Annotated in this window: 18 protein-coding genes and 1 tRNA gene; 15 read left to right on the top strand and 4 right to left on the bottom strand. The window is 27.5% G+C overall.

From position 1 onward, the window contains the following. The first annotated feature begins 13 nt into the window (after window positions 1-13). The 8 genes from ACYUEX_RS13115 to ACYUEX_RS13080 all read left to right on the top strand — a co-directional run bounded on the left by ACYUEX_RS13115 (window position 14) and on the right by ACYUEX_RS13080 (window position 6,178). Window positions 14-775, top strand: coding sequence for a DUF1189 domain-containing protein (locus ACYUEX_RS13115; protein WP_460288588.1), 762 nt, complete (start codon window positions 14-16; stop codon window positions 773-775). 257 nt (window positions 776-1,032) lie between these two features. Then, the gene (locus ACYUEX_RS13110; RefSeq protein ID WP_411169342.1) at window positions 1,033-1,953 is read left to right on the top strand and encodes a sensor histidine kinase; all 921 of its coding nucleotides are present in this window, start codon (window positions 1,033-1,035) and stop codon (window positions 1,951-1,953) included. Window positions 1,954-2,027: 74 nt separating this feature from the next. After that, window positions 2,028-2,104: transfer RNA gene (locus ACYUEX_RS13105), tRNA-Arg, on the top strand. Between the two features lie 143 nt (window positions 2,105-2,247). Further along, a complete protein-coding gene (locus ACYUEX_RS13100) occupies window positions 2,248-3,390 on the top strand; it encodes a Card1-like endonuclease domain-containing protein (RefSeq protein WP_411169343.1) in 1,143 nt (380 codons plus the stop codon). 101 nt (window positions 3,391-3,491) lie between these two features. Further along, window positions 3,492-4,856, top strand: a complete 1,365-nt coding sequence (locus tag ACYUEX_RS13095) for a 6-phospho-beta-glucosidase (RefSeq protein WP_411169344.1) — start codon at window positions 3,492-3,494, stop codon at window positions 4,854-4,856. A 272-nt stretch (window positions 4,857-5,128) separates the two neighbouring features. Further along, a complete protein-coding gene (locus ACYUEX_RS13090; RefSeq protein WP_460288587.1) occupies window positions 5,129-5,491 on the top strand; it encodes a DUF2089 family protein in 363 nt (120 codons plus the stop codon). 22 nt (window positions 5,492-5,513) lie between these two features. Further along, the gene (locus ACYUEX_RS13085; protein WP_322379156.1) at window positions 5,514-5,897 is read left to right on the top strand and encodes a hypothetical protein; all 384 of its coding nucleotides are present in this window, start codon (window positions 5,514-5,516) and stop codon (window positions 5,895-5,897) included. Between the two features lie 8 nt (window positions 5,898-5,905). Next, complete coding sequence (locus ACYUEX_RS13080) at window positions 5,906-6,178, top strand: hypothetical protein (protein WP_460288586.1); 273 nt, start codon at window positions 5,906-5,908, stop codon at window positions 6,176-6,178. A 120-nt stretch (window positions 6,179-6,298) separates the two neighbouring features. On the opposite strand, the gene ACYUEX_RS13075 is transcribed toward ACYUEX_RS13080, so the two are convergent. Beyond that, entirely contained in the window at window positions 6,299-7,105 is an 807-nt protein-coding gene (locus ACYUEX_RS13075; protein ID WP_460288585.1) for a MurR/RpiR family transcriptional regulator, read from the bottom strand. Window positions 7,106-7,114: 9 nt separating this feature from the next. Next, window positions 7,115-8,008, bottom strand: a complete 894-nt coding sequence (locus ACYUEX_RS13070) for a phosphatidylserine decarboxylase (protein WP_460288584.1) — start codon at window positions 8,006-8,008, stop codon at window positions 7,115-7,117. Between the two features lie 144 nt (window positions 8,009-8,152). On the opposite strand from ACYUEX_RS13070, the gene ACYUEX_RS13065 reads away from it, so the two are divergent. From ACYUEX_RS13065 to ACYUEX_RS13055, 3 genes are all read left to right on the top strand, one after another. Further along, entirely contained in the window at window positions 8,153-8,473 is a 321-nt protein-coding gene (locus tag ACYUEX_RS13065; RefSeq protein WP_411169348.1) for a DUF1622 domain-containing protein, read from the top strand. A gap of 208 nt (window positions 8,474-8,681) precedes the next feature. Beyond that, window positions 8,682-10,406 (top strand): ferredoxin hydrogenase, encoded by a 1,725-nt coding sequence (locus ACYUEX_RS13060; protein WP_460288583.1) that lies wholly within the window; start codon window positions 8,682-8,684, stop codon window positions 10,404-10,406. A gap of 282 nt (window positions 10,407-10,688) precedes the next feature. Further along, window positions 10,689-12,011 (top strand): MATE family efflux transporter, encoded by a 1,323-nt coding sequence (locus ACYUEX_RS13055; RefSeq protein WP_460288582.1) that lies wholly within the window; start codon window positions 10,689-10,691, stop codon window positions 12,009-12,011. A gap of 155 nt (window positions 12,012-12,166) precedes the next feature. On the opposite strand, the gene ACYUEX_RS13050 is transcribed toward ACYUEX_RS13055, so the two are convergent. Beyond that, window positions 12,167-13,777 carry an ABC-F family ATP-binding cassette domain-containing protein gene (locus ACYUEX_RS13050; protein ID WP_411169351.1) on the bottom strand — a complete coding sequence of 537 codons (1,611 nt, stop codon included), beginning with the start codon at window positions 13,775-13,777 and terminating at the stop codon, window positions 12,167-12,169. 483 nt (window positions 13,778-14,260) lie between these two features. Here ACYUEX_RS13050 and ACYUEX_RS13045 point away from each other — a divergent pair, with 483 nt between their 5' ends. The 4 genes from ACYUEX_RS13045 (at window position 14,261) to ACYUEX_RS13030 (ending at window position 17,806) form a co-directional block, all read left to right on the top strand. After that, entirely contained in the window at window positions 14,261-15,571 is a 1,311-nt protein-coding gene (locus ACYUEX_RS13045; RefSeq protein WP_460288581.1) for a sodium-dependent transporter, read from the top strand. Between the two features lie 235 nt (window positions 15,572-15,806). Beyond that, complete coding sequence (locus ACYUEX_RS13040; RefSeq protein ID WP_460288580.1) at window positions 15,807-16,169, top strand: GntR family transcriptional regulator; 363 nt, start codon at window positions 15,807-15,809, stop codon at window positions 16,167-16,169. Between the two features lie 3 nt (window positions 16,170-16,172). Beyond that, window positions 16,173-17,048 (top strand): ABC transporter ATP-binding protein, encoded by an 876-nt coding sequence (locus ACYUEX_RS13035; RefSeq protein ID WP_460288579.1) that lies wholly within the window; start codon window positions 16,173-16,175, stop codon window positions 17,046-17,048. Beyond that, window positions 17,048-17,806, top strand: coding sequence for a hypothetical protein (locus ACYUEX_RS13030; protein ID WP_460288578.1), 759 nt, complete (start codon window positions 17,048-17,050; stop codon window positions 17,804-17,806). The genes ACYUEX_RS13035 and ACYUEX_RS13030 overlap by 1 nt, the downstream gene beginning before the upstream one ends. Before the next feature lie 58 nt (window positions 17,807-17,864). On the opposite strand, the gene trhA is transcribed toward ACYUEX_RS13030, so the two are convergent. Then, complete coding sequence (gene trhA / locus ACYUEX_RS13025; protein ID WP_460288577.1) at window positions 17,865-18,512, bottom strand: PAQR family membrane homeostasis protein TrhA; 648 nt, start codon at window positions 18,510-18,512, stop codon at window positions 17,865-17,867. Window positions 18,513-18,555: the final 43 nt, after the last annotated feature.

Genomic DNA, 18,555 nt, shown 5'->3' with positions numbered 1-18,555 from the left:
TTTGGAGGTATTTATGGAAGAAAACATAAGTTTTGTAAATAAAGTTAAAATTAGTGTATTAAATATAGGAAAATATAAGGAGCTATTAAGATTAAGCTTTTCTAAAGCCTTAATTTATTCTATTTTATTAAGCATTTTAGTTGGGGTAGTAACTGGAATTGCTCAGTTTGCAGCAATAAATTTAGTGCAAAAAGCTAGTAGAAATGCATTAACAGATGATAAATTTAGTTTTGAAATGGAGGATGGTGTACTAAATTTTAATGAGTCTCCTATAATAAAGGAAAAAGGAAAGTTAATATTACTTATAGATACTAATAAGTCTTTAGAAGATGAAGAAAGTGTAAGAAAAATAGTAATACACAAGGATATTTCCACAGTAATATTTAAAGATGGAATATCTGTAAGAAATAATGATCAAAAAGTAACCTATAAGTATAAAGAACTTCCATTACCACAAAATTTTGATAATGAACTAATTATTAAAGCTATAGATGCTATGAAACCACTTAAATATATAGTATTTATAGTGAATATTTTTTTAGTTTATTTAACACTCTTATTTTATGCATTTATAATTTCCTTAGGAGGAGCAATTATTAACAAAACTCAAGGTATAAATTTAGATTATGGAGATATATTTAAATTATCTTTATATGCAATGACTTTACCTACATTAATTAAATTAATTTATCCAATAGGACCACTTAGCATATTAGTATCGGGATTTTATCTAATGATAGCTATAAGTAAAATTAAGCTAGAAGCAAATATTTAATTATAAATTTAAAATCCTAAAAAATAATATTAGATTGATTTCATGTATCTTTTTACTAATGAAAATGAAGATTAACATAATAGAAAGAATTATTATACAAAAAAGTGTAATAATAATGTATTAAAAATACCACTAGATAATTAATAATTAAATAAACAAAAGGGAAATTGGAAAAAAACAACAAAAAGCATTGTTGGAAAAATGTGTATATGTTAAACTGTTTATATGGTATTTATGTAAATAAATCTAAATCTGTTATGAAAGGAATTATTATCATGATTATTAGTGAAGTTATAGAATTATTAGATAATAAAAGAGATATAAGTGAGATTATATTAAATGAAAATTTTAATTTTAAAAATGAAGAATTAATTAATGTCATAACAGAGTTAATAGGAAAGGGGATTAATCAAGAAAATTTTTTGCTTAATATTTCTCATGACCTAAGAGGTCATTTAAATGTTATATTAAGTATTATGCAATGTATTGATTATGGTAGCGTAAATATAAAAGATAAAAAAGCATTAGAATATATGAAAATTGTGAAGAGAAATAGCTTAAAAATGTTAAAGTTAATAAATAATTTAATAGATACAACAAAACTAGAAAATAATTACTATGTTCTAAATAAGAAAAACATAGATATAATATCTATGATAGAAAGCACTATAAGTTGTATAGATAAATATGCGAAGCAAAAAGAAATTCAATTAATATTTGATACAAATGAAGAAGAATGTATCATGGCAGTTGATCCAGAGGTTATAGATAGAATTATTATGAACTTACTATCTAATTCTATTAAATTTTCTTATAGTAGTACTAATATATATATAAATATATTAGTACTAAAAGAAGCTATAAAAATTTCTATAAAGGATGAAGGTCCAGGAATATCAAAAGAATATCAAGAAAAAATATTTAATAGATTTTATCAAATATCAAGCAAGAAAGAAAGAGAAAATTCAGGAAGTGGCATAGGGTTGGATTTAGTAAATTACTTAGTAAAGTCACTTGATGGAAATATAGAGTTAAATAGTGAAGAAGGAAATGGATGTGAATTTATAGTAACATTACCAATAACTATTGTAGAAGAAAGTGAAGATTTCTGCATAAGAGGCGATAGTAATAAAATTCAAATGTTAGAAGTAGAATTCTCTGATATATATAATAATTAGTTTGCTATAAGCTAATTAGTTGCTTGATTTATTTCAGTAATTATGATAATATAATTATTGTTAAAATTTTATATGCGGTGGTAGCTCAGTTGGATAGAGTAGCTGGCTACGAACCAGTTGGTCGGGGGTTCGAATCCTCTCCGCCGTACCATAACCTGTAACTTAAGTTGCAGGTTTTTTTACTTTTAGATAAATATTATATAGTAATAATGTACTATTAATTATTTTTAAAATAAAATTTGATTCCTTTGGGTAAATTAGAATCATATAAATTAAAAAAGAAGGAATTTAATTATGAGCGTAGATATATTAGTAAATCAACTAGATGAACATAATCAATCAAGTATTTTAGTAGCTAAAAAATTTAAGCCTAAAGAAGTTTTATTTATATATGATAAAAAAGATGAAGATTTAATGAATTCATTACAGGACTACTATTTAAAGTATGAACCACTAGTAATATTTGAAAGAAGATGTATTAGCGAAGGAAATATAGAGGAGTTAGAAAAAGTTATAAACATAAATAAAAATAAAGATATCTTAATTAATTTAACAGGAGGAAGTAGAATAAATTCATTAATACTTTTGGATATATGTAATAAAAATTCATTAGAATCAATATATGTAGATATAAGAAAAAAGATTTTGTATAAGATAGGTAATGAAATAGAGTTATTAAAAGAAGAGTTTGATGATATGAACTTAGATAGCCTTATAAAGTCTGCAGGAGGAAAACTTATATCTGACTCTACTAGACTTTGTGATAAAGAGGAGCTTATATATTTAACAAAGAAAATATATAAGAACTTAAATCTATGGCATAAATATAAGCAAAAGCTATATGATATGAATATATTTGTGCATGATTATCAAGATTCTGAAAAGGTTATAATTAAAAAAGAAAATTTAAATAGAGAAGAAATACAATTATTAAACAAAATACTTAGTGAGTTAAAAAAGCTTAATGGAATAGACTATTTAGAAATCGATAAAAACCAAATAGAAGTAAATTTTAAAAATGAATATTTAAAGTCTTTTATTTTTAAAAGTGGTACATGGCTTGAAATAGCAACAGATATTATAATACGCGAAATAAAAGAAATGGATGAAGTGAAAAGTGGAGTTATGTTCTTCTGGAATGATAAGAGCAAAATAGTAAGAAATGAAGTCGATGTAGTTGCAGTAAAAGATTCAATTCCCATATGTATATCTTGTAAAGATAGCGATAAATACAATGAAGACGCATTAAATGAATTAGATGTATATAGTAAACAAATTGGTGGAGACAAGGCATATAAGATATTAGTTGCAACAAAAAATCCAATAAAATCTGCAGTAATTGAAAGAGCAAAGGAAATGGACATAGATATTGTTATATTTGATGGAGATGAAGAAAAGTTTAAAGATAAGATACAGAAAATTATTAGAAGGAATTAATTTAATGTAATAAGGATTTTCAAATTTTGAAATTGTTTAAAGGTTTATATATGTATAATTAAGATATAGAAAATAATTTAAACATTATGGGGGGTTGGCATATGGCTAAAAAAGGAATAAAAATAGTTACTATAGGTGGAGGATCAAGCTATACACCTGAATTAGTAGAAGGATTAATTAAAAGATATGATGAGATGCCTGTAAGCGATTACTGGTTAGTTGATATTGAAGAAGGTAAAGAAAAACTAGAAATAGTAGGAGCACTAGCTAAGAGAATGGTTGAAAAAGCTGGCGTTCCAATGAATATACACTTAACGTTAGATAGAAGAGAAGCATTAAAAGATGCAGACTTTGTAACTACTCAATTAAGAGTAGGATTATTGCCTGCAAGAGTAAAAGATGAAAGAATTCCACTAAGTCATGGATTTTTAGGACAAGAAACTAATGGAGCTGGTGGATTATTTAAAGCTTTAAGAACAGTTCCAGTTATATTAGATATAGCTAAGGATATAAGTGAGTTATGTCCAAATGCATGGCTTATAAACTTTACAAATCCAGCAGGTATAGTTACTGAAGCATTATTAAGATATGGAGTTCATAAAAAGGTAATTGGCGTTTGTAATGTTCCTGTAGGCTTACAATATTCATTTGCTGATATATTAGGAGTAGATAAGGATAAGGTAACTGTTGATTTTGCAGGATTAAACCATATGGTTTATGCAGAAAGAGTTTATTTAGAAGGAAAAGATGTTACAGCAGATATAATAAAAGAGTTAACATCAGGTAATGCTAAGTCACAAACTATGGCAAATATCAAAGGATTTAATTGGGATGTAGCAACTATAAAAGCTTTAGGAGTTATACTATGTCCATATCATAGATATTATTACAAAACTAGAGATATGCTTAATAGCGAGTTAGAAGAATTCAAAACAGGAAAAACTAGAGCAGAAGTAGTAATGGAAGTTGAAAAGAAATTATTTGAAATGTATAAGGATGTTAATTTACAAGAAAAGCCAGAAGAGTTGGCTAAGCGTGGTGGAGCTCACTATTCAGATGTAGCATGTAATGTTATAAATGGAATATACAATGATAAAAATACAATTATTGCAGTAAATACTAAAAATAATGGAACTTTAAAGCAATTTGAAGATGATTCAGCTATAGAAGTAAGTTGTTATGTAGGAAAAAATGGTCCTGTACCAGTTGAAACAGTTACAGAATTGCCAGTATTTGCTCAAGGCTTAGTTGCACAAATAAAGTCATTTGAAAGATTAGCAGCTGAAGCGGCTTATACAGGAGATTATAATACAGCATTATTAGCAATGGTAACAAATCCATTAATATCAGATGATATAAGAGGAAGAAAATTATTAAATGAAATGTTAGTTGCTCATAAAGATTATCTACCGCAATTTAAAGATGTTATAGAAAAGATTGAAAAGGTTGAAAGAGCAGAATTTTAATATAGTGATTACTAATTTAGGAGATTAACTTTTATAGTTAATCTCCTTTTATGTGTAATTAATTTTTATTTTATAAAGTGGTATAATTATTATTTATGTAAAGTATAGCATAATTAAGAGAAATTCAAATAAAATTAATTAAGAAATAAATAAAATCAATTAATTTAAAGTATAAAATTAAAAATATTAATTGTGAAATAATTAAATTCAATATTTTCGTTGACAAATATAAGGGGGAGGCATAATATATAATTAACAGGAGGGATAATGGAATGTATAAAGTAATAACTTCTTGTCCAGTATGTAATAAAAAAATGAAGGCTACTAGATTAAACTGTTCTTCATGTAAGACTGTTATTGAAAATGAATTTGAGTTTTCTAAGTTTGATTATTTATCTAAAGAGCAATTAAAATTTATAGAAGTTTTTATTATGTGTAGAGGAAATATTAAAGATGTAGAGAGAGAACTTGGAATTTCATATCCAACAGTTAGAGCAAAGCTAGATGAGGTAATTAATTCCTTAGGTTATAAAAATAGTTCAAAACCTTTAAAAACATCAACAAGTGATGTTATCAATGCATTAGAAAAAGGAGAGATTTCTCCGCAAGAAGCCATAGAGAGAATGAAAGAATAATAAGTATTTGGAGGGAAAAGGAATGAGAGAGGATTTAGTAAAAGTATTAACAATGCTATCAGAGGGAAAGCTTAATGTGGAAAAAAGCGCAGAATTAATTGAGGCAATGTATAAGAAGGAAGAAAAGGAAATACAAGTAGTAGATAAGAACTATGACAAGAGAATGCTCAAGGTCTTTGTAGATTCAGCACAAGGAGATAATGTAAAGGTTAATTTGCCGATAGTTGTTATAACATCAATACTTAAGGCAACAGGAAAATTACCAATTAAAAGTGCAGAGATGGAAGGCATTGACTTTGAAGTGTTAAGTGAATCAATAATTGCAGCTTTAGATAATGAAATGCTTGGAGAGATAGTAACTGTAGATTCAAGTAAGGGCGACGTTGTTAGAGTTGTTGTTGAATAGGTAGAAAAATGAAAATAGTAGTAAAATCAAAGGAAACTAATTTTACATTATATATACCTATGTTTATATTAACTAGTGGTATAAAGCTTACGAGTTATATTAGTACAAAATATCACAAGCATAACAATTCAGATAAAGATTTACAAAATTTTATTAAATATATAGACTATATAGATATGGAATCTATTATGCTAGGGATGAAAGAACTAAAGAAGTATAAGGGTTTAACATTAGTCGAGATTAATACTAATGATGGAGATTATGTGTTAGTACGTGTTTAAAAAATTACGCAAATTTATCTAATGTCTCCTATTGCTTCAAATAGTATTATAAAAATAAAGTAATATATTTGTTTTATATAAACATATTACTTTATTTTTATAATTTATATTCTAGAAAATTTAAGAATTAGAACTATATAAACTTCCGTATCTAACATAAATATATTCAATAAGATAACTTAAGTCATATCTATGATTCTGAACATATTCATTGGAGTCATTTCTTGGTGGAAGGTAAATTATATAATCACTTCTCTTTATATATTCAGGCTTTTCTTTTTCTGTAATTACAACTACTGTAGATGAACTATTCTCAATTTTTTTCCAAAGCCTTTCATGATATAGAGTAAATCTTCCAGTTGGAGAAATTAGAATAGCTAAAGAATTTTCATCTAATTCATCGGCTAACCTTTCTTGTTCTTGAACATCGTTAGCATGGTAAATTAATTTAGATAAATTAACTAGCTTACGCTGTAACTCTTGAGCCATAAGCTGAGAAAATTGAGTTCCAAATATACATACATTAGTACTATTAAATATAAGCTCTACAACCCTATCTACAACTTTTAAATCAACAAAGGATTTAAAAGTTGTAATTTCATTCATTATTTCTAAAGACATATTATTTAGAATATCTTCTCTAGAAAGATTATAATGTATAGCTTTTGGCTTCATAAGACCAACATTATAATAACCTATATTTATTTTTATACTTTCTTTAAACTCAATTAAGTTAGAATAACCTAGCTTATGACAAAATCTTGTTATAGCAGCTGGAGATGTATAACATAAATCAGCTAATTTATTTATAGACATATCTGGAATTACTCTGATATTTCTAAGCATAGTTATTGCTATATTATAGTTAATATCATTTTCTTTACTGCTATTTAAAAATAATAATAATCTATATATTAAATCCCCCATAAAATACCTCTAAGAATTAAATTTTTTACCTATTACTTCACCCATTAAAACCTTACATTCAAATCCAAGTTCTGTTTGACATAGTATATCATCATCAATTTTAATACTATTCTTTTTAAATAAAAGTATAGTTGTTGAGCCACCAAACTTAAAGTAGCCTTTTTCCTCTCCCTTTATAACTCTTTTATTAGGAGTATAAGTTTGAACTATTGTACCGACACAGGTAGCCCCAACTTCAATATGAATTATATCTCCAAAATTATCAGATTTAAAGATACTCCATTCTCTTTTATTTTGACAATATAACTTAGGGATTCTCTCTAAGGCAACAGGATTAACAGAATAGTAATTACCAGCTATGAAACTACTTTCCAATGGAACTCCATTATCAACAAAGTGAAATCTATGATAATCTGTAGGGCAAAGCCTTAACACTAAGCAAACGCCACCTTCATAATCTTTAGCTATAGAAGCATCACCTATTAATTCAGATAAACTGTAGTGAATACCTTTAACTTGTATTAGTTTGTCAGTAGAGATATTTTCAAAAGCAAATAACCTACCATCTCCAGGTGAAGTTAGCAAACTATCGTCAGTTGGAACAGGTCTTGAATCTTTACTTAATGTCCTAATAAAGAATTCATTAAAGTTATTAAACTCAGAAACGTTCATTGAGCTTATGTTCATGTCTATATCGAAATCTTTTATAAATTTATCTATTTTCTTTTTGCTAAGTGAAGTATTGCAATAAGACCCATAAAGCTTAGAAAACAACTTTTTCTTTAATAAAAGCTCTGTGAAGCTTTTCCCTACAGGTGATTCATAAGACCATTTTATATAGTTTTCTCCTGCTACTTTTTCTGTCTCATAATTATTAGTTTTTCTATTATATATTTGTATCATAAGTTACCTCGAATAAAAAAATTTTATATTATTATATTAACATAAAAACGCAATAAAAATTCTAAAAAATATATAAAGTTCCTTTACATATATTTTATTATACAAGATAATTAAGGTTGGGAATAAATTTTTGGAGGGATAGTTTTGTTAAATCATTTTGTGGAGACTATAACTCCCATAGCTATACATCTGTTAGAGTCTATGGGAATATTAATAATAATTGTAGGAGCAATTAAAGCTTTCTATAAATTTGTATTAAATATTGTAACTAAAAATAATTTTCCAATAAAAGTAGAGTTTGCACAGTCACTAACTCTTGCACTGGAATTTAAGTTAGGAGCAGAGATATTAAAAACAGTAATTGTGAGGTCTTTAGATGAAATGTACATATTAGCTGCAATAATAGTTTTAAGAGCAATATTAGCCTTTGTTATTCATTGGGAGATGAAGGAAGACTCACATTAATTAATATAATAGTAAAAAGTATGCATATTTGACTACAATTTAGCATTGTCCGTTATATAAATTTGTCGTACAATCATATATGGAGAATATATTAAAATAATAATAATTAAAAGATAGTAATTATTGGAGAAATAGTGTAAAATAGAGTTTGTTAATAAAATATCAATTACAAAAGATGTTTATATAAAGCAATACAGGGGGAAGTTAAATGAAAAACATAACTATAAATGGAAATAAAATCGTAGTTAATGAGGATAAAAGTATAATAAAAATAGCTAAAGATAACGGGATAGATATTCCAGCTTTATGTTTTTTAGAGGATTGTAGTAATGTTGGACAGTGTGGAGTATGTTTAGTTGAAGTAGAGGGACAAGAAGAGCTAGTTAAAGCATGTTGCGTTATTCCAGAAGATGAAATGGTTATTAATACAAATACAGAAAGAGTTCAAGAAGAAGTTAAAAAAACTGTTTCTTCATTATTAGATAAGCATGAATTTAAGTGTGGACCTTGTAAAAGAAGAGAAAACTGTGAATTCTTAAAGTTAGTAATAAAAACTAAAGCAAGAGCTTCTAAGCCTTTTATTGTTGCAGATAAATCAGAATATGTGGATGATAGAAGTAAATCAATAGTTTTAGATAGAACAAAATGTGTTACATGTGGCAGATGTGTTGCAGCATGTAAAACTAAGACTGGAACAGAATCAATAAAATTCATAGAAGTAGACGGAGAAAAAATAGTTGGACCAGAAAACTTAAAATGTTTTGATGATACTAACTGTTTATTATGTGGACAATGTGTTGTTGCATGTCCTGTAGATGCTTTATCAGAAAAATCTCATATGGATAGAGTAAAAGAAGCTTTAGCAGATGAAGAAAAGCATGTTATAGTTGCAATGGCACCATCAGTTAGAACATCTATGGGTGAATTATTCAAAATGGGATATGGGGTAGATGTTACAGGAAAAATATATACTGCTCTTAGACAACTTGGCTTTGATAAAATATTTGATATAAACTTTGGAGCTGACATGACAATAATGGAGGAAGCTACAGAATTAGTTCAAAGAATTAAAAAAGGTGGTCCATTCCCAATGTTTACATCTTGTTGTCCTGCATGGGTTAGACAAGTTGAAAATTATTATCCAGAGTTTATAGACAATCTATCAAGTGCTAAATCACCACAACAAATATTTGGTGCAGCAAGTAAAACTTATTATCCACAAGTTGCTGATATAGATCCAAAGAGAGTATTTACAGTAACTATAATGCCATGTACAGCTAAGAAGTATGAGGCAGATAGACCTGAAATGGAGAATGAAGATTTAAGAAATATAGATGCTGTAATAACAACAAGAGAATTAGCAAAAATGATTAAAGATGCTAAGATAGATTTTGCCAAATTAGAAGATAGCGAAGTAGATCCAGCGATGGGAGAATACACCGGAGCAGGTGCTATATTTGGAGCAACAGGTGGTGTTATGGAAGCAGCTTTAAGAAGTGCTAAGGATTTTGTTGAAGGTAAGGATTTAGGAAATATAGAATATGAACAAGTAAGAGGATTAGCAGGAATAAAGGAAGCTACAGTTGAAATAGGTGGACAAGAATGTAATGTTGCTGTTATAAATGGATCTTCAAATGTATTTGAATTTATGAAGAGCGGTAAAATTAATGATAAGAAGTATCATTTTATAGAAGTAATGGCATGTCCAGGTGGATGTGTAAATGGTGGTGGACAACCTCATGTAAATGCTTCAGATAGATTAGATATGGATATTAGAAGTATAAGAGCATCTGTATTATATAATCAAGATAAAAACTTAAAGAAGAGAAAATCACATGAAAATGGTTCTTTAAATAAAATGTATGAAACATTTATGGGAGAGCCTGGTACAGGGAAAGCTCACGAGTTACTTCATATAAAATATAAAAAATAAATTTTAATTATAAATAGAGGAGGTCGTATAGGCATCCTCTATTTTAATTTATTAGTAATTTAGTGTATAGAAAAAATGCTTAAATAGTAAAATACCCCTATGGTACAGGAACTTCTACATTGACAATATTAGTATATTGTAATAAAATTATTTCAATTAAATAGTTTTTGAGTGATTATGTCGCCGGACATAATATTCGTATAACAAGCATTAGGGATTCATACCATTAGGCCTTTGGGTATGAACCACCTAATGCTTTTTTATTTATAGGAGGAATCAATTATGAGAGTAGAATTAAGTAATAATATCTTTAAAAGTTTTATTAAATATGTATCATTCAATGTTATTAGTATGATAGGACTATCATGTTATATATTAGCTGATACATTTTTTGTTGCTAATGGAGTTGGGAGTGTTGGACTTACAGCTTTAAATTTAGTTTTACCTGTTTATAGCTTAGTTAGTGGGGTAGGACTAATGATAGGTATGGGGGCTGGAACAAAATACTCTATATTAAGAGGAAGAAACAATAATAAAGGTGCAAATGAAGTATTTACCCATGCTATTATTATGGGATTTTTAATTGGTGTTATATTAACCATTATAGGGATATTTTTCTCTTATGATATTGCAGCATTACTTGGTGCTGATGAAAATGTAAATCCTTTAGCCGGAATGTATTTAAAAACTATTTTAATGTTTTCCTGTGCTTTTATAATAAATAATATAATGATTTGCTTTATAAGAAATGATAATGATCCTAATTTACCTATGATAGCAATGCTTTTAGGAAGTTTTAGTAATATAATTCTAGATTATGTTTTTATATTTCCATTGAAGCTTGGTATGTTTGGTGCAGCCTTTGCAACGGGACTTGCTCCAATATTTAGCTTAATAGTTTTATCAATACACTTAATTAAGAAAAAAAATAATTTCAAGTTTATAAAATGTAAAATTAATAGAAGGTATATAAAAAACATAATTTCATTAGGAGTTCCATCTTTTATTACAGAATTTTCTTCTGGAATAATAATGCTTGTTTTTAACTTTACAATTTTAAATATTGCTGAAAATATTGGAGTAGCAGCCTATGGAATAATTGCAAATTTAGCACTAATAGTAGTTGCTATTTTTACTGGTATAGCACAGGGCATACAGCCTATAATAAGTAAAAATTATGGACAAGGTAAAGGTGGTAATGTTAAAAAACTATATCATTATGCATTAATAACAGCAATAATACTTGGAACTATTTGTTATTTAATGGGGATTATATTCTCTAATCAAATAATTGCTGTATTTAATAAAGAACAAAATCAAATGTTATTAAGTATAGCAGATCAAGGAATTAAAATTTATTTCATTGCTTTCTTCATAATGGGAGTAAACATTGTAACAACATCATTATTTTCATCAATCAATAAACCGCGAGAGTCATTTATTATATCTATTATGAGAGGATGTATTGCTATAATACCTTTAATACTTATATTACCTAGAATGTGGGGAATGAAAGGGGTCTGGATAACTATCCCTCTAGCTGAATTAATAACATTAATTATAAGTATTAGATTTTATACTAAAAACAAGAAAATACTTATCTAAGTAATGTAAAAAAAAGACTATTTCATTTAAAAATATGAGATGGCATTTCATTATAGTTGACTCATTTATTGAGCTAAGGTTAGAGAAAGGATTATTAAAAATAGAAGCTGTACTAAGGAGTAAAATACCCTTTAGTACAGCTTTTTATAAAGATATTACTTAGTTTTTCCAGCGAACTCTAAGTATTCATCATATGTCATAGTTCTATCTACTATTGAACCATCTTTTTTAATATCTACTATTCTATTAGCAATAGTTTGTATAAATTGGTGGTCATGAGAAGCGAATAGTATAACGCTCTTATAATCATTAAGTCCATTATTAACAGCTGTTATAGATTCAAGGTCTAAATGGTTTGTAGGTTGATCTAGTACTAATACATTAGCATTTGTAAGCATCATTCTAGATAACATACATCTAACCTTTTCTCCTCCTGATAAAACGCTAGCATTCTTTAAAGCTTCTTCTCCAGAGAATAACATTCTGCCTAAGAATCCTCTTAAGTAAGATTCTGATTGTTCTTCAACAGTGTTACCTGAATATTGTCTTAGCCAATCTACAAGGCTTAGATCACAGTTATCAAAGAATTCATTATTATCTTTAGGGAAGTAAGATTTTGTTATAGTTATTCCCCATTTGAATTCTCCACTATCTGCTTCCATTTCGCCATTTATTATTTTAAACAAAGTTGTTATAGCAATATCATTATCTCCAATGAAAGCTATCTTATCATCTTTATTAACTCTAAAGCTAACATTATCTAAAACTTTAACTCCATCAATTGTTTTAGTTAATCCTTCAACAGTTAAAATTTCGTTACCAACTTCTCTTTCAGGCTTAAAACCAATGAAAGGATATCTTCTGCTTGAAGGTTGAATATCATCTAAAGTAATTTTATCTAAAAGTTTTTTACGAGATGTTGCTTGCTTAGATTTTGAAGCGTTAGCACTAAATCTAGCAATGAAATCTTGTAATTCCTTAATTTTTTCTTCTTTTTTCTTGTTTTGATCCTTAGACATTTGTAGTGCTAATTGGCTTGATTCATACCAGAAATCATAGTTACCAACATATAACTTGATTTTGCTAAAGTCAACATCAGCCATTACAGTACATACTGTATTCAAGAAGTGTCTATCATGGGATACAACTATTACAGTTCCTTCAAATCTTAAAAGGAAATCTTCTAACCAGTTAATTGATTGTATATCTAAGTGGTTAGTAGGCTCATCTAGAATTAGTATTCCAGGGTTACCAAATAAGGCTTGAGCTAAAAGAACCTTAACCTTTTCGCCCCCAACAAGTTCTGACATCTTCTTGTAGTGCATATCAGTTCCGATTCCTAATCCTTGAAGTAATGAAGAAGCATCTGATTCAGCTTCCCAACCATTCATATCAGCAAATTCACCTTCTAATTCTGAAGCTCTTATACCATCTTCATCAGAAAAGTCTGGCTTTGCATATAAGGAATCCTTTTCTTCCATTATTTCATATAATCTTTTGTTTCCCATTATAACTGTTTGTAAAACTTCAAATTCATCATATTCATAATGATCTTGTTTTAAAACAGACATTCTTGTATTTGGAGCAATAGAAACATCTCCTGTGTTTGGCTCAATCTCTCCAGATAATATTTTTAAGAATGTACTTTTACCAGCACCGTTAGCACCGATAACACCATAGCAGTTACCAGGAGTAAATTTTATATTTACATCTTCAAAAAGCTTACGAGCACCAAATCTTAAACTTACGTTTGATACAGTTATCACTAAAAACCGACCTCATTTCTAATCTTATTCATTTCGTTATTATATCATAAACTTAACATATTTTCATTTAAAGGTAAAATAATATTTAGAAAACTTAATGGAAAAGAAGTAAATTATTAAAATTTTGAAAAAATTAAAGATTGACACTTATATAGGGGGGTGATATTATGTATTAAAATGGAAGTTTTAGGAGAATAGAAATGGGCAGTAATATTAACTTAAAAAAAATAAAAGTTAATATAGAATATTATTATAACTATTATAGATAGGTCTTGTATTTATAAAAACAATTATAGATACAGACCGTTAAGAAGATTCGGGGTTTGTATCTATGATGGTTATTATTGTTAGTTGTGCTCAAATTCACAGAGTTAATTTAGCCACATAGATAAATGCTATGTGGCTTTAATTTTTAAAGTTGCTTATTTACCACATAGCGTAGTCTATGTGGTTTTTTTTATAAAACAAGGAGGAATGTAGGTTATGAAGAAAAGAGAACATTTTACAAGCAGAGCAGGATTTATAATATCCTGTATAGGAGCAGCTGTAGGTCTAGGAAATATTTGGATGTTTCCTTATAGACTGGGGCAAAATGGAGGAGCAGTATTTTTAATACCATACTTTATATTTGTTTTATTACTTGGTTCTACAGGGCTTATTACAGAGTTTGCATTTGGAAGAGCATCACAAGGAGGATCATTAACAGGGATAAAGAGGGCCTTTGAAAAAAAAGGTAAGAAGGGTGGAATATTATTAGGAGTAATACCAGCAGTAGGATTAGCAGGAGTTTTTATGTTTTATAATGTAGTGGTAGGCTGGATTATTAAATATTTTACCTTAAGTGTAACAGGAGAAATAAATACAATAGAAATAAACAGTTATTTTAATAATTTTTCAGGGAGTACAGAAACTATACTTTGGAATGCGATTGCTATATTTATAGCTCTTATTATAGTTATTATAGGTGTAACAAAGGGTATAGAAAAAATAAATAAAATAATAATGCCTTTATTATTTATAATTTTTATATTATTAGCAGTTAGATCATTAACATTACCAGGAGCAATGGAAGGCGTTAAATACTTATTAACACCTAAGTGGGAATACTTATTTAAAGTAGATACGTGGGTAATGGCTTTAGGACAAGCATTTTTTACAGTATCATTAAATGGGTGTGGAATGGTTGTATATGGTAGTTATATAGGAAAGGATATGGATATACCAACGGCAGCAATAAGTACAGCAATATTAGATATAATATCAGCACTATTAGCTTCATTTGTTATAATGCCAGCAGTATTTGCATTCGGACTTGATCCAATGTCAGGTCCGCCTTTATTATTTATAACATTACCAACAATATTTAAATCAATGCCAGCAGGTCAAATACTATCTATATTATTCTTTTTAAGTGTGATATTTGCAGCTGTAAGTTCATCTATAAATATGCTAGAGGGTCCGGTAGAAGCATTGATGTCTCAAACAAGGTTAAATAGGAAGAAAGCAACTACTTTGATTGTTGGAATACTATTTATACTTTCAATACCGTTAAATTTAAATATGGACTTATTTAATGGATTTTCAGATTTAATGACAATAATTATATCTCCAATTGGTGCATTGATAGTACTTATCGTATTTTACTTTATGAGAGATAAAGAAGATATTTTAAGTGAAATTAATATGGGAGCAAGTAAGAAGGTTGGAGATAAATTTATAATGTTTTCTAAGTATGGTTTTACGACTATAACTGTTTTAGTTATAGTACTTGGAATAATATATGGTGGAATATAATAATTAAAATTTTTAATATAATAATGTATAGAGATTTGAGATAACTCAGGTCTCTATTTTTATATCATTTATTAAACAAAATATAGGATAAATATTTATATGTATAAATTTACAAAAAACTTATCAAACATATTGACAAAATATTTCAATAGTCATATAGTTAATTACAACAGTAATGAACCAAATGACTAAAGTCGAATATAATATAGTATAAAACTCTACAAGGAGGCTTAATATGAAGTTAGATTTTACAAGTGAAATTCCTATATATATTCAAATAGCTCAATCTATAGAGGATAGTATTTTAAAGGGAATATTTAGGGAGGATGAAGTAATACCATCTACTACAGAGATATCAGTAAAATTCAAAATAAATCCAGCTACAGTGGCTAAAGGATTTAATTTATTAGTAGATGAAGGAATTATATATAAAAGAAGAGGTGTTGGGATGTTTGTTTTAAGTGGTAGCAAAGAAATACTAATACAAAAGAGAAAAGATAGTTTCTATAAAAATTATATAGTTGCATTAATAGAAGAAGCTAAAAAGTTAAATATATCAACAGAAGATATTATAGATATGATAGAAAAGGGGGAATAGTATATGGGCTTAATAAAGATATCTAACTTAACAAAGACGTACGGCAATAGTAAGGTGTTAAACAATGTTTCTTTAACAATTGAAGAAAATAAGATTTATGGTTTATTAGGCAGAAATGGGGCAGGAAAGACAACACTATTAAATCTTATAACAAATAGAATATTTCCAAGTGAAGGAATTATAACTATAGATAATGAAAGTGTTATTGAATCAGATGAACCTATAGGAAAGATATACTTTATGACAGAACAGGATTTATATCCTCAAGGATTAAAAGTAAAAGAACTATTTAAATGGACATCTGAATTCTATGAAAGCTTTAATATGGAGTATGCTTTAAATCTTTGTAAGAAGTTTGGGTTAGATACTAATAAGAAGTTTAAAGAGCTTTCAACTGGATATTCATCAATATGCAAAATAATTATTACGCTTTCATCAGGAGCAGAAATACTGATATTTGATGAGCCAGTTTTAGGTTTAGATGCAAATCATAGAGATTTATTTTATAAAGAGTTAGTTGCTAATTATATAGATGAGCCTAAAACTATTATTCTTTCAACTCATATAATTGAAGAAGTTGCAGAGATTCTAGAAAAAGTAATAATAATAAAAGAAGGAAAGCTTTTAAGTGATAAAGAAGTTGAAAATCTTTTAAGTGAAGCTTATATAGTTTCAGGAGCTTCAGAAAGTATAGATAAATATATTAAAAATAAAAAATGTATAAATATTAATACTATCTCTGGATTTAAGGAAGCAACTATAGTTGAAATATTAAGTAAAGAAGATAAAAGGGATATAGAAAGGTTAGGGATAGAAGTTTCAAAAGTTGAACTTCAAAAGCTGTTTATACATTTAACTGGAGAGGAGGGTATTAAATAATGAAAGCTTATAAGATTGCTAAATATAATATTAATAGTTTAAAAAAGTCATTATTTGTATATTATTTAATATTTATTGCTGTATGTATGTTTTTAGTTATACTTAGTAAAATATATTATGGTAATTTTGGAACCTCAGGAATAGAATTATCTTCAGCGATATTTATATTTATTGTAGGATTAAATATGTTTAAGGAAAACTTCTATTTTATGAAGAGTAATAATATATCAAGAAAAAGCTGTTTTTTAGGAACAGTTTTATCAATGTTACCTATAGCAGCCTTAATGTCTGTTATAGATATAATAATAAATAGAGTATATAGTTTATTCTCTAAATGCCCTACGAACTATGATATGATTTTTACTGATTTCTCCAATAATGTTGATATTACAACGGCAACTTCTAACTGGATTCAAGGAAATGATATAGTAACACTTTTTAATACTTTCTTATTTCAAGCAGCATTGTATTTAATGTTATTTGCATTAGGATTTGTAATAACAATGGTTTATTATAAATGTAATAAGCTTATGAAAACAGTAATATCTATTTCTCCAATAATGTTATTTATACTTTTTGGTGCGCTTGTATCTATTTTTCCTTATGCAGCACAAAAAGTACTTGAATTCTTATTTTATATATTTGGAATTACTCCTAGAAATGTATATACAGCAATATTGACGTTCATTATTTTATTCATAGCATTAATTATAGCTGCATATTTATTGATAAGAAAAATGATAATTAAAGAAAAATAATTAGATTCTATAGATTAAAAAAACAGAAGGTTTTAATTAGAGCCTTCTGTTTTTGATTTTATATTAAATATATGAAAACACATATAAAGTGGCTTAAGCTACCTAAAATGATGAATATATGAAATATCTCATGAAAACCAAATTTACCAAGTTGGAATTTCTTTGGCTTTAATCCATATATAACTCCACCAATAGTATAAAGAATTCCTCCAAATACTAGTAAAAATAAACTAGTAGGACTAAGAACTGCTGATAGAGGTTTAATCATAAATATAGCAGCCCAGCCTAAGCCTATATAAAGAGAAGTTTGTAACCATCTAGGGCAGTTAAACCAAAGCATCCTAAATAATATGCCAGCAATTGCTATGGATGCTATAGTTGCAAAGAATACAGTTCCCTTAAAGCCACTAATGCCTATTAGGCAAAATGGTGCATAAGACCCAGCTATTAAGATAAAAATCATAGAATGATCTAGCTTTCTAAGTCTAAATATTATTTTTTCGCTTGTTATTACACCGTGATAAGTTGCAGAAACACTATATAGTAATATTAGACTAATACCAAATATTACTACAGAAACTATTGCTATACTAGATGAGTCATTTACTAAGCCTTTTGTTAGCATTGCAATTAAAGCAAAAAGAGAAAGAATTGCACCAATCCAATGAGTTAAGCTATTTATAGGTTCTCTTAAATATTTTTCCAAAAATAAACACTCCTTTACAAGTAGTTTTAAAAACTATGTATTG

Source organism: Clostridium sp. CTA-7 (genome assembly GCF_054768095.1).
The sequence above is the reverse complement of the archived record's forward strand: the minus strand, read 5'-3'. Positions and strand labels throughout refer to the sequence as shown.

Excerpts from the sequence above, each read along its gene's own strand:
- ACYUEX_RS13115 (WP_460288588.1), top strand. The coding sequence starts at position 14 with ATGGAAGAAAACATAAGTTTTGTAAATAAAGTTAAAATTAGTGTATTA.
- ACYUEX_RS13110 (WP_411169342.1), top strand. The coding sequence starts at position 1,033 with ATGAAAGGAATTATTATCATGATTATTAGTGAAGTTATAGAATTATTA.
- ACYUEX_RS13100 (WP_411169343.1), top strand. The coding sequence starts at position 2,248 with ATGAGCGTAGATATATTAGTAAATCAACTAGATGAACATAATCAATCA.
- ACYUEX_RS13095 (WP_411169344.1), top strand. The coding sequence starts at position 3,492 with ATGGCTAAAAAAGGAATAAAAATAGTTACTATAGGTGGAGGATCAAGC.
- ACYUEX_RS13090 (WP_460288587.1), top strand. The coding sequence starts at position 5,129 with ATGTATAAAGTAATAACTTCTTGTCCAGTATGTAATAAAAAAATGAAG.
- ACYUEX_RS13085 (WP_322379156.1), top strand. The coding sequence starts at position 5,514 with ATGAGAGAGGATTTAGTAAAAGTATTAACAATGCTATCAGAGGGAAAG.
- ACYUEX_RS13080 (WP_460288586.1), top strand. The coding sequence starts at position 5,906 with ATGAAAATAGTAGTAAAATCAAAGGAAACTAATTTTACATTATATATA.
- ACYUEX_RS13075 (WP_460288585.1), bottom strand. The coding sequence starts at position 7,105 with ATGGGGGATTTAATATATAGATTATTATTATTTTTAAATAGCAGTAAA.
- ACYUEX_RS13070 (WP_460288584.1), bottom strand. The coding sequence starts at position 8,008 with ATGATACAAATATATAATAGAAAAACTAATAATTATGAGACAGAAAAA.
- ACYUEX_RS13060 (WP_460288583.1), top strand. The coding sequence starts at position 8,682 with ATGAAAAACATAACTATAAATGGAAATAAAATCGTAGTTAATGAGGAT.
- ACYUEX_RS13055 (WP_460288582.1), top strand. The coding sequence starts at position 10,689 with ATGAGAGTAGAATTAAGTAATAATATCTTTAAAAGTTTTATTAAATAT.
- ACYUEX_RS13045 (WP_460288581.1), top strand. The coding sequence starts at position 14,261 with ATGAAGAAAAGAGAACATTTTACAAGCAGAGCAGGATTTATAATATCC.
- ACYUEX_RS13040 (WP_460288580.1), top strand. The coding sequence starts at position 15,807 with ATGAAGTTAGATTTTACAAGTGAAATTCCTATATATATTCAAATAGCT.
- ACYUEX_RS13035 (WP_460288579.1), top strand. The coding sequence starts at position 16,173 with ATGGGCTTAATAAAGATATCTAACTTAACAAAGACGTACGGCAATAGT.
- ACYUEX_RS13030 (WP_460288578.1), top strand. The coding sequence starts at position 17,048 with ATGAAAGCTTATAAGATTGCTAAATATAATATTAATAGTTTAAAAAAG.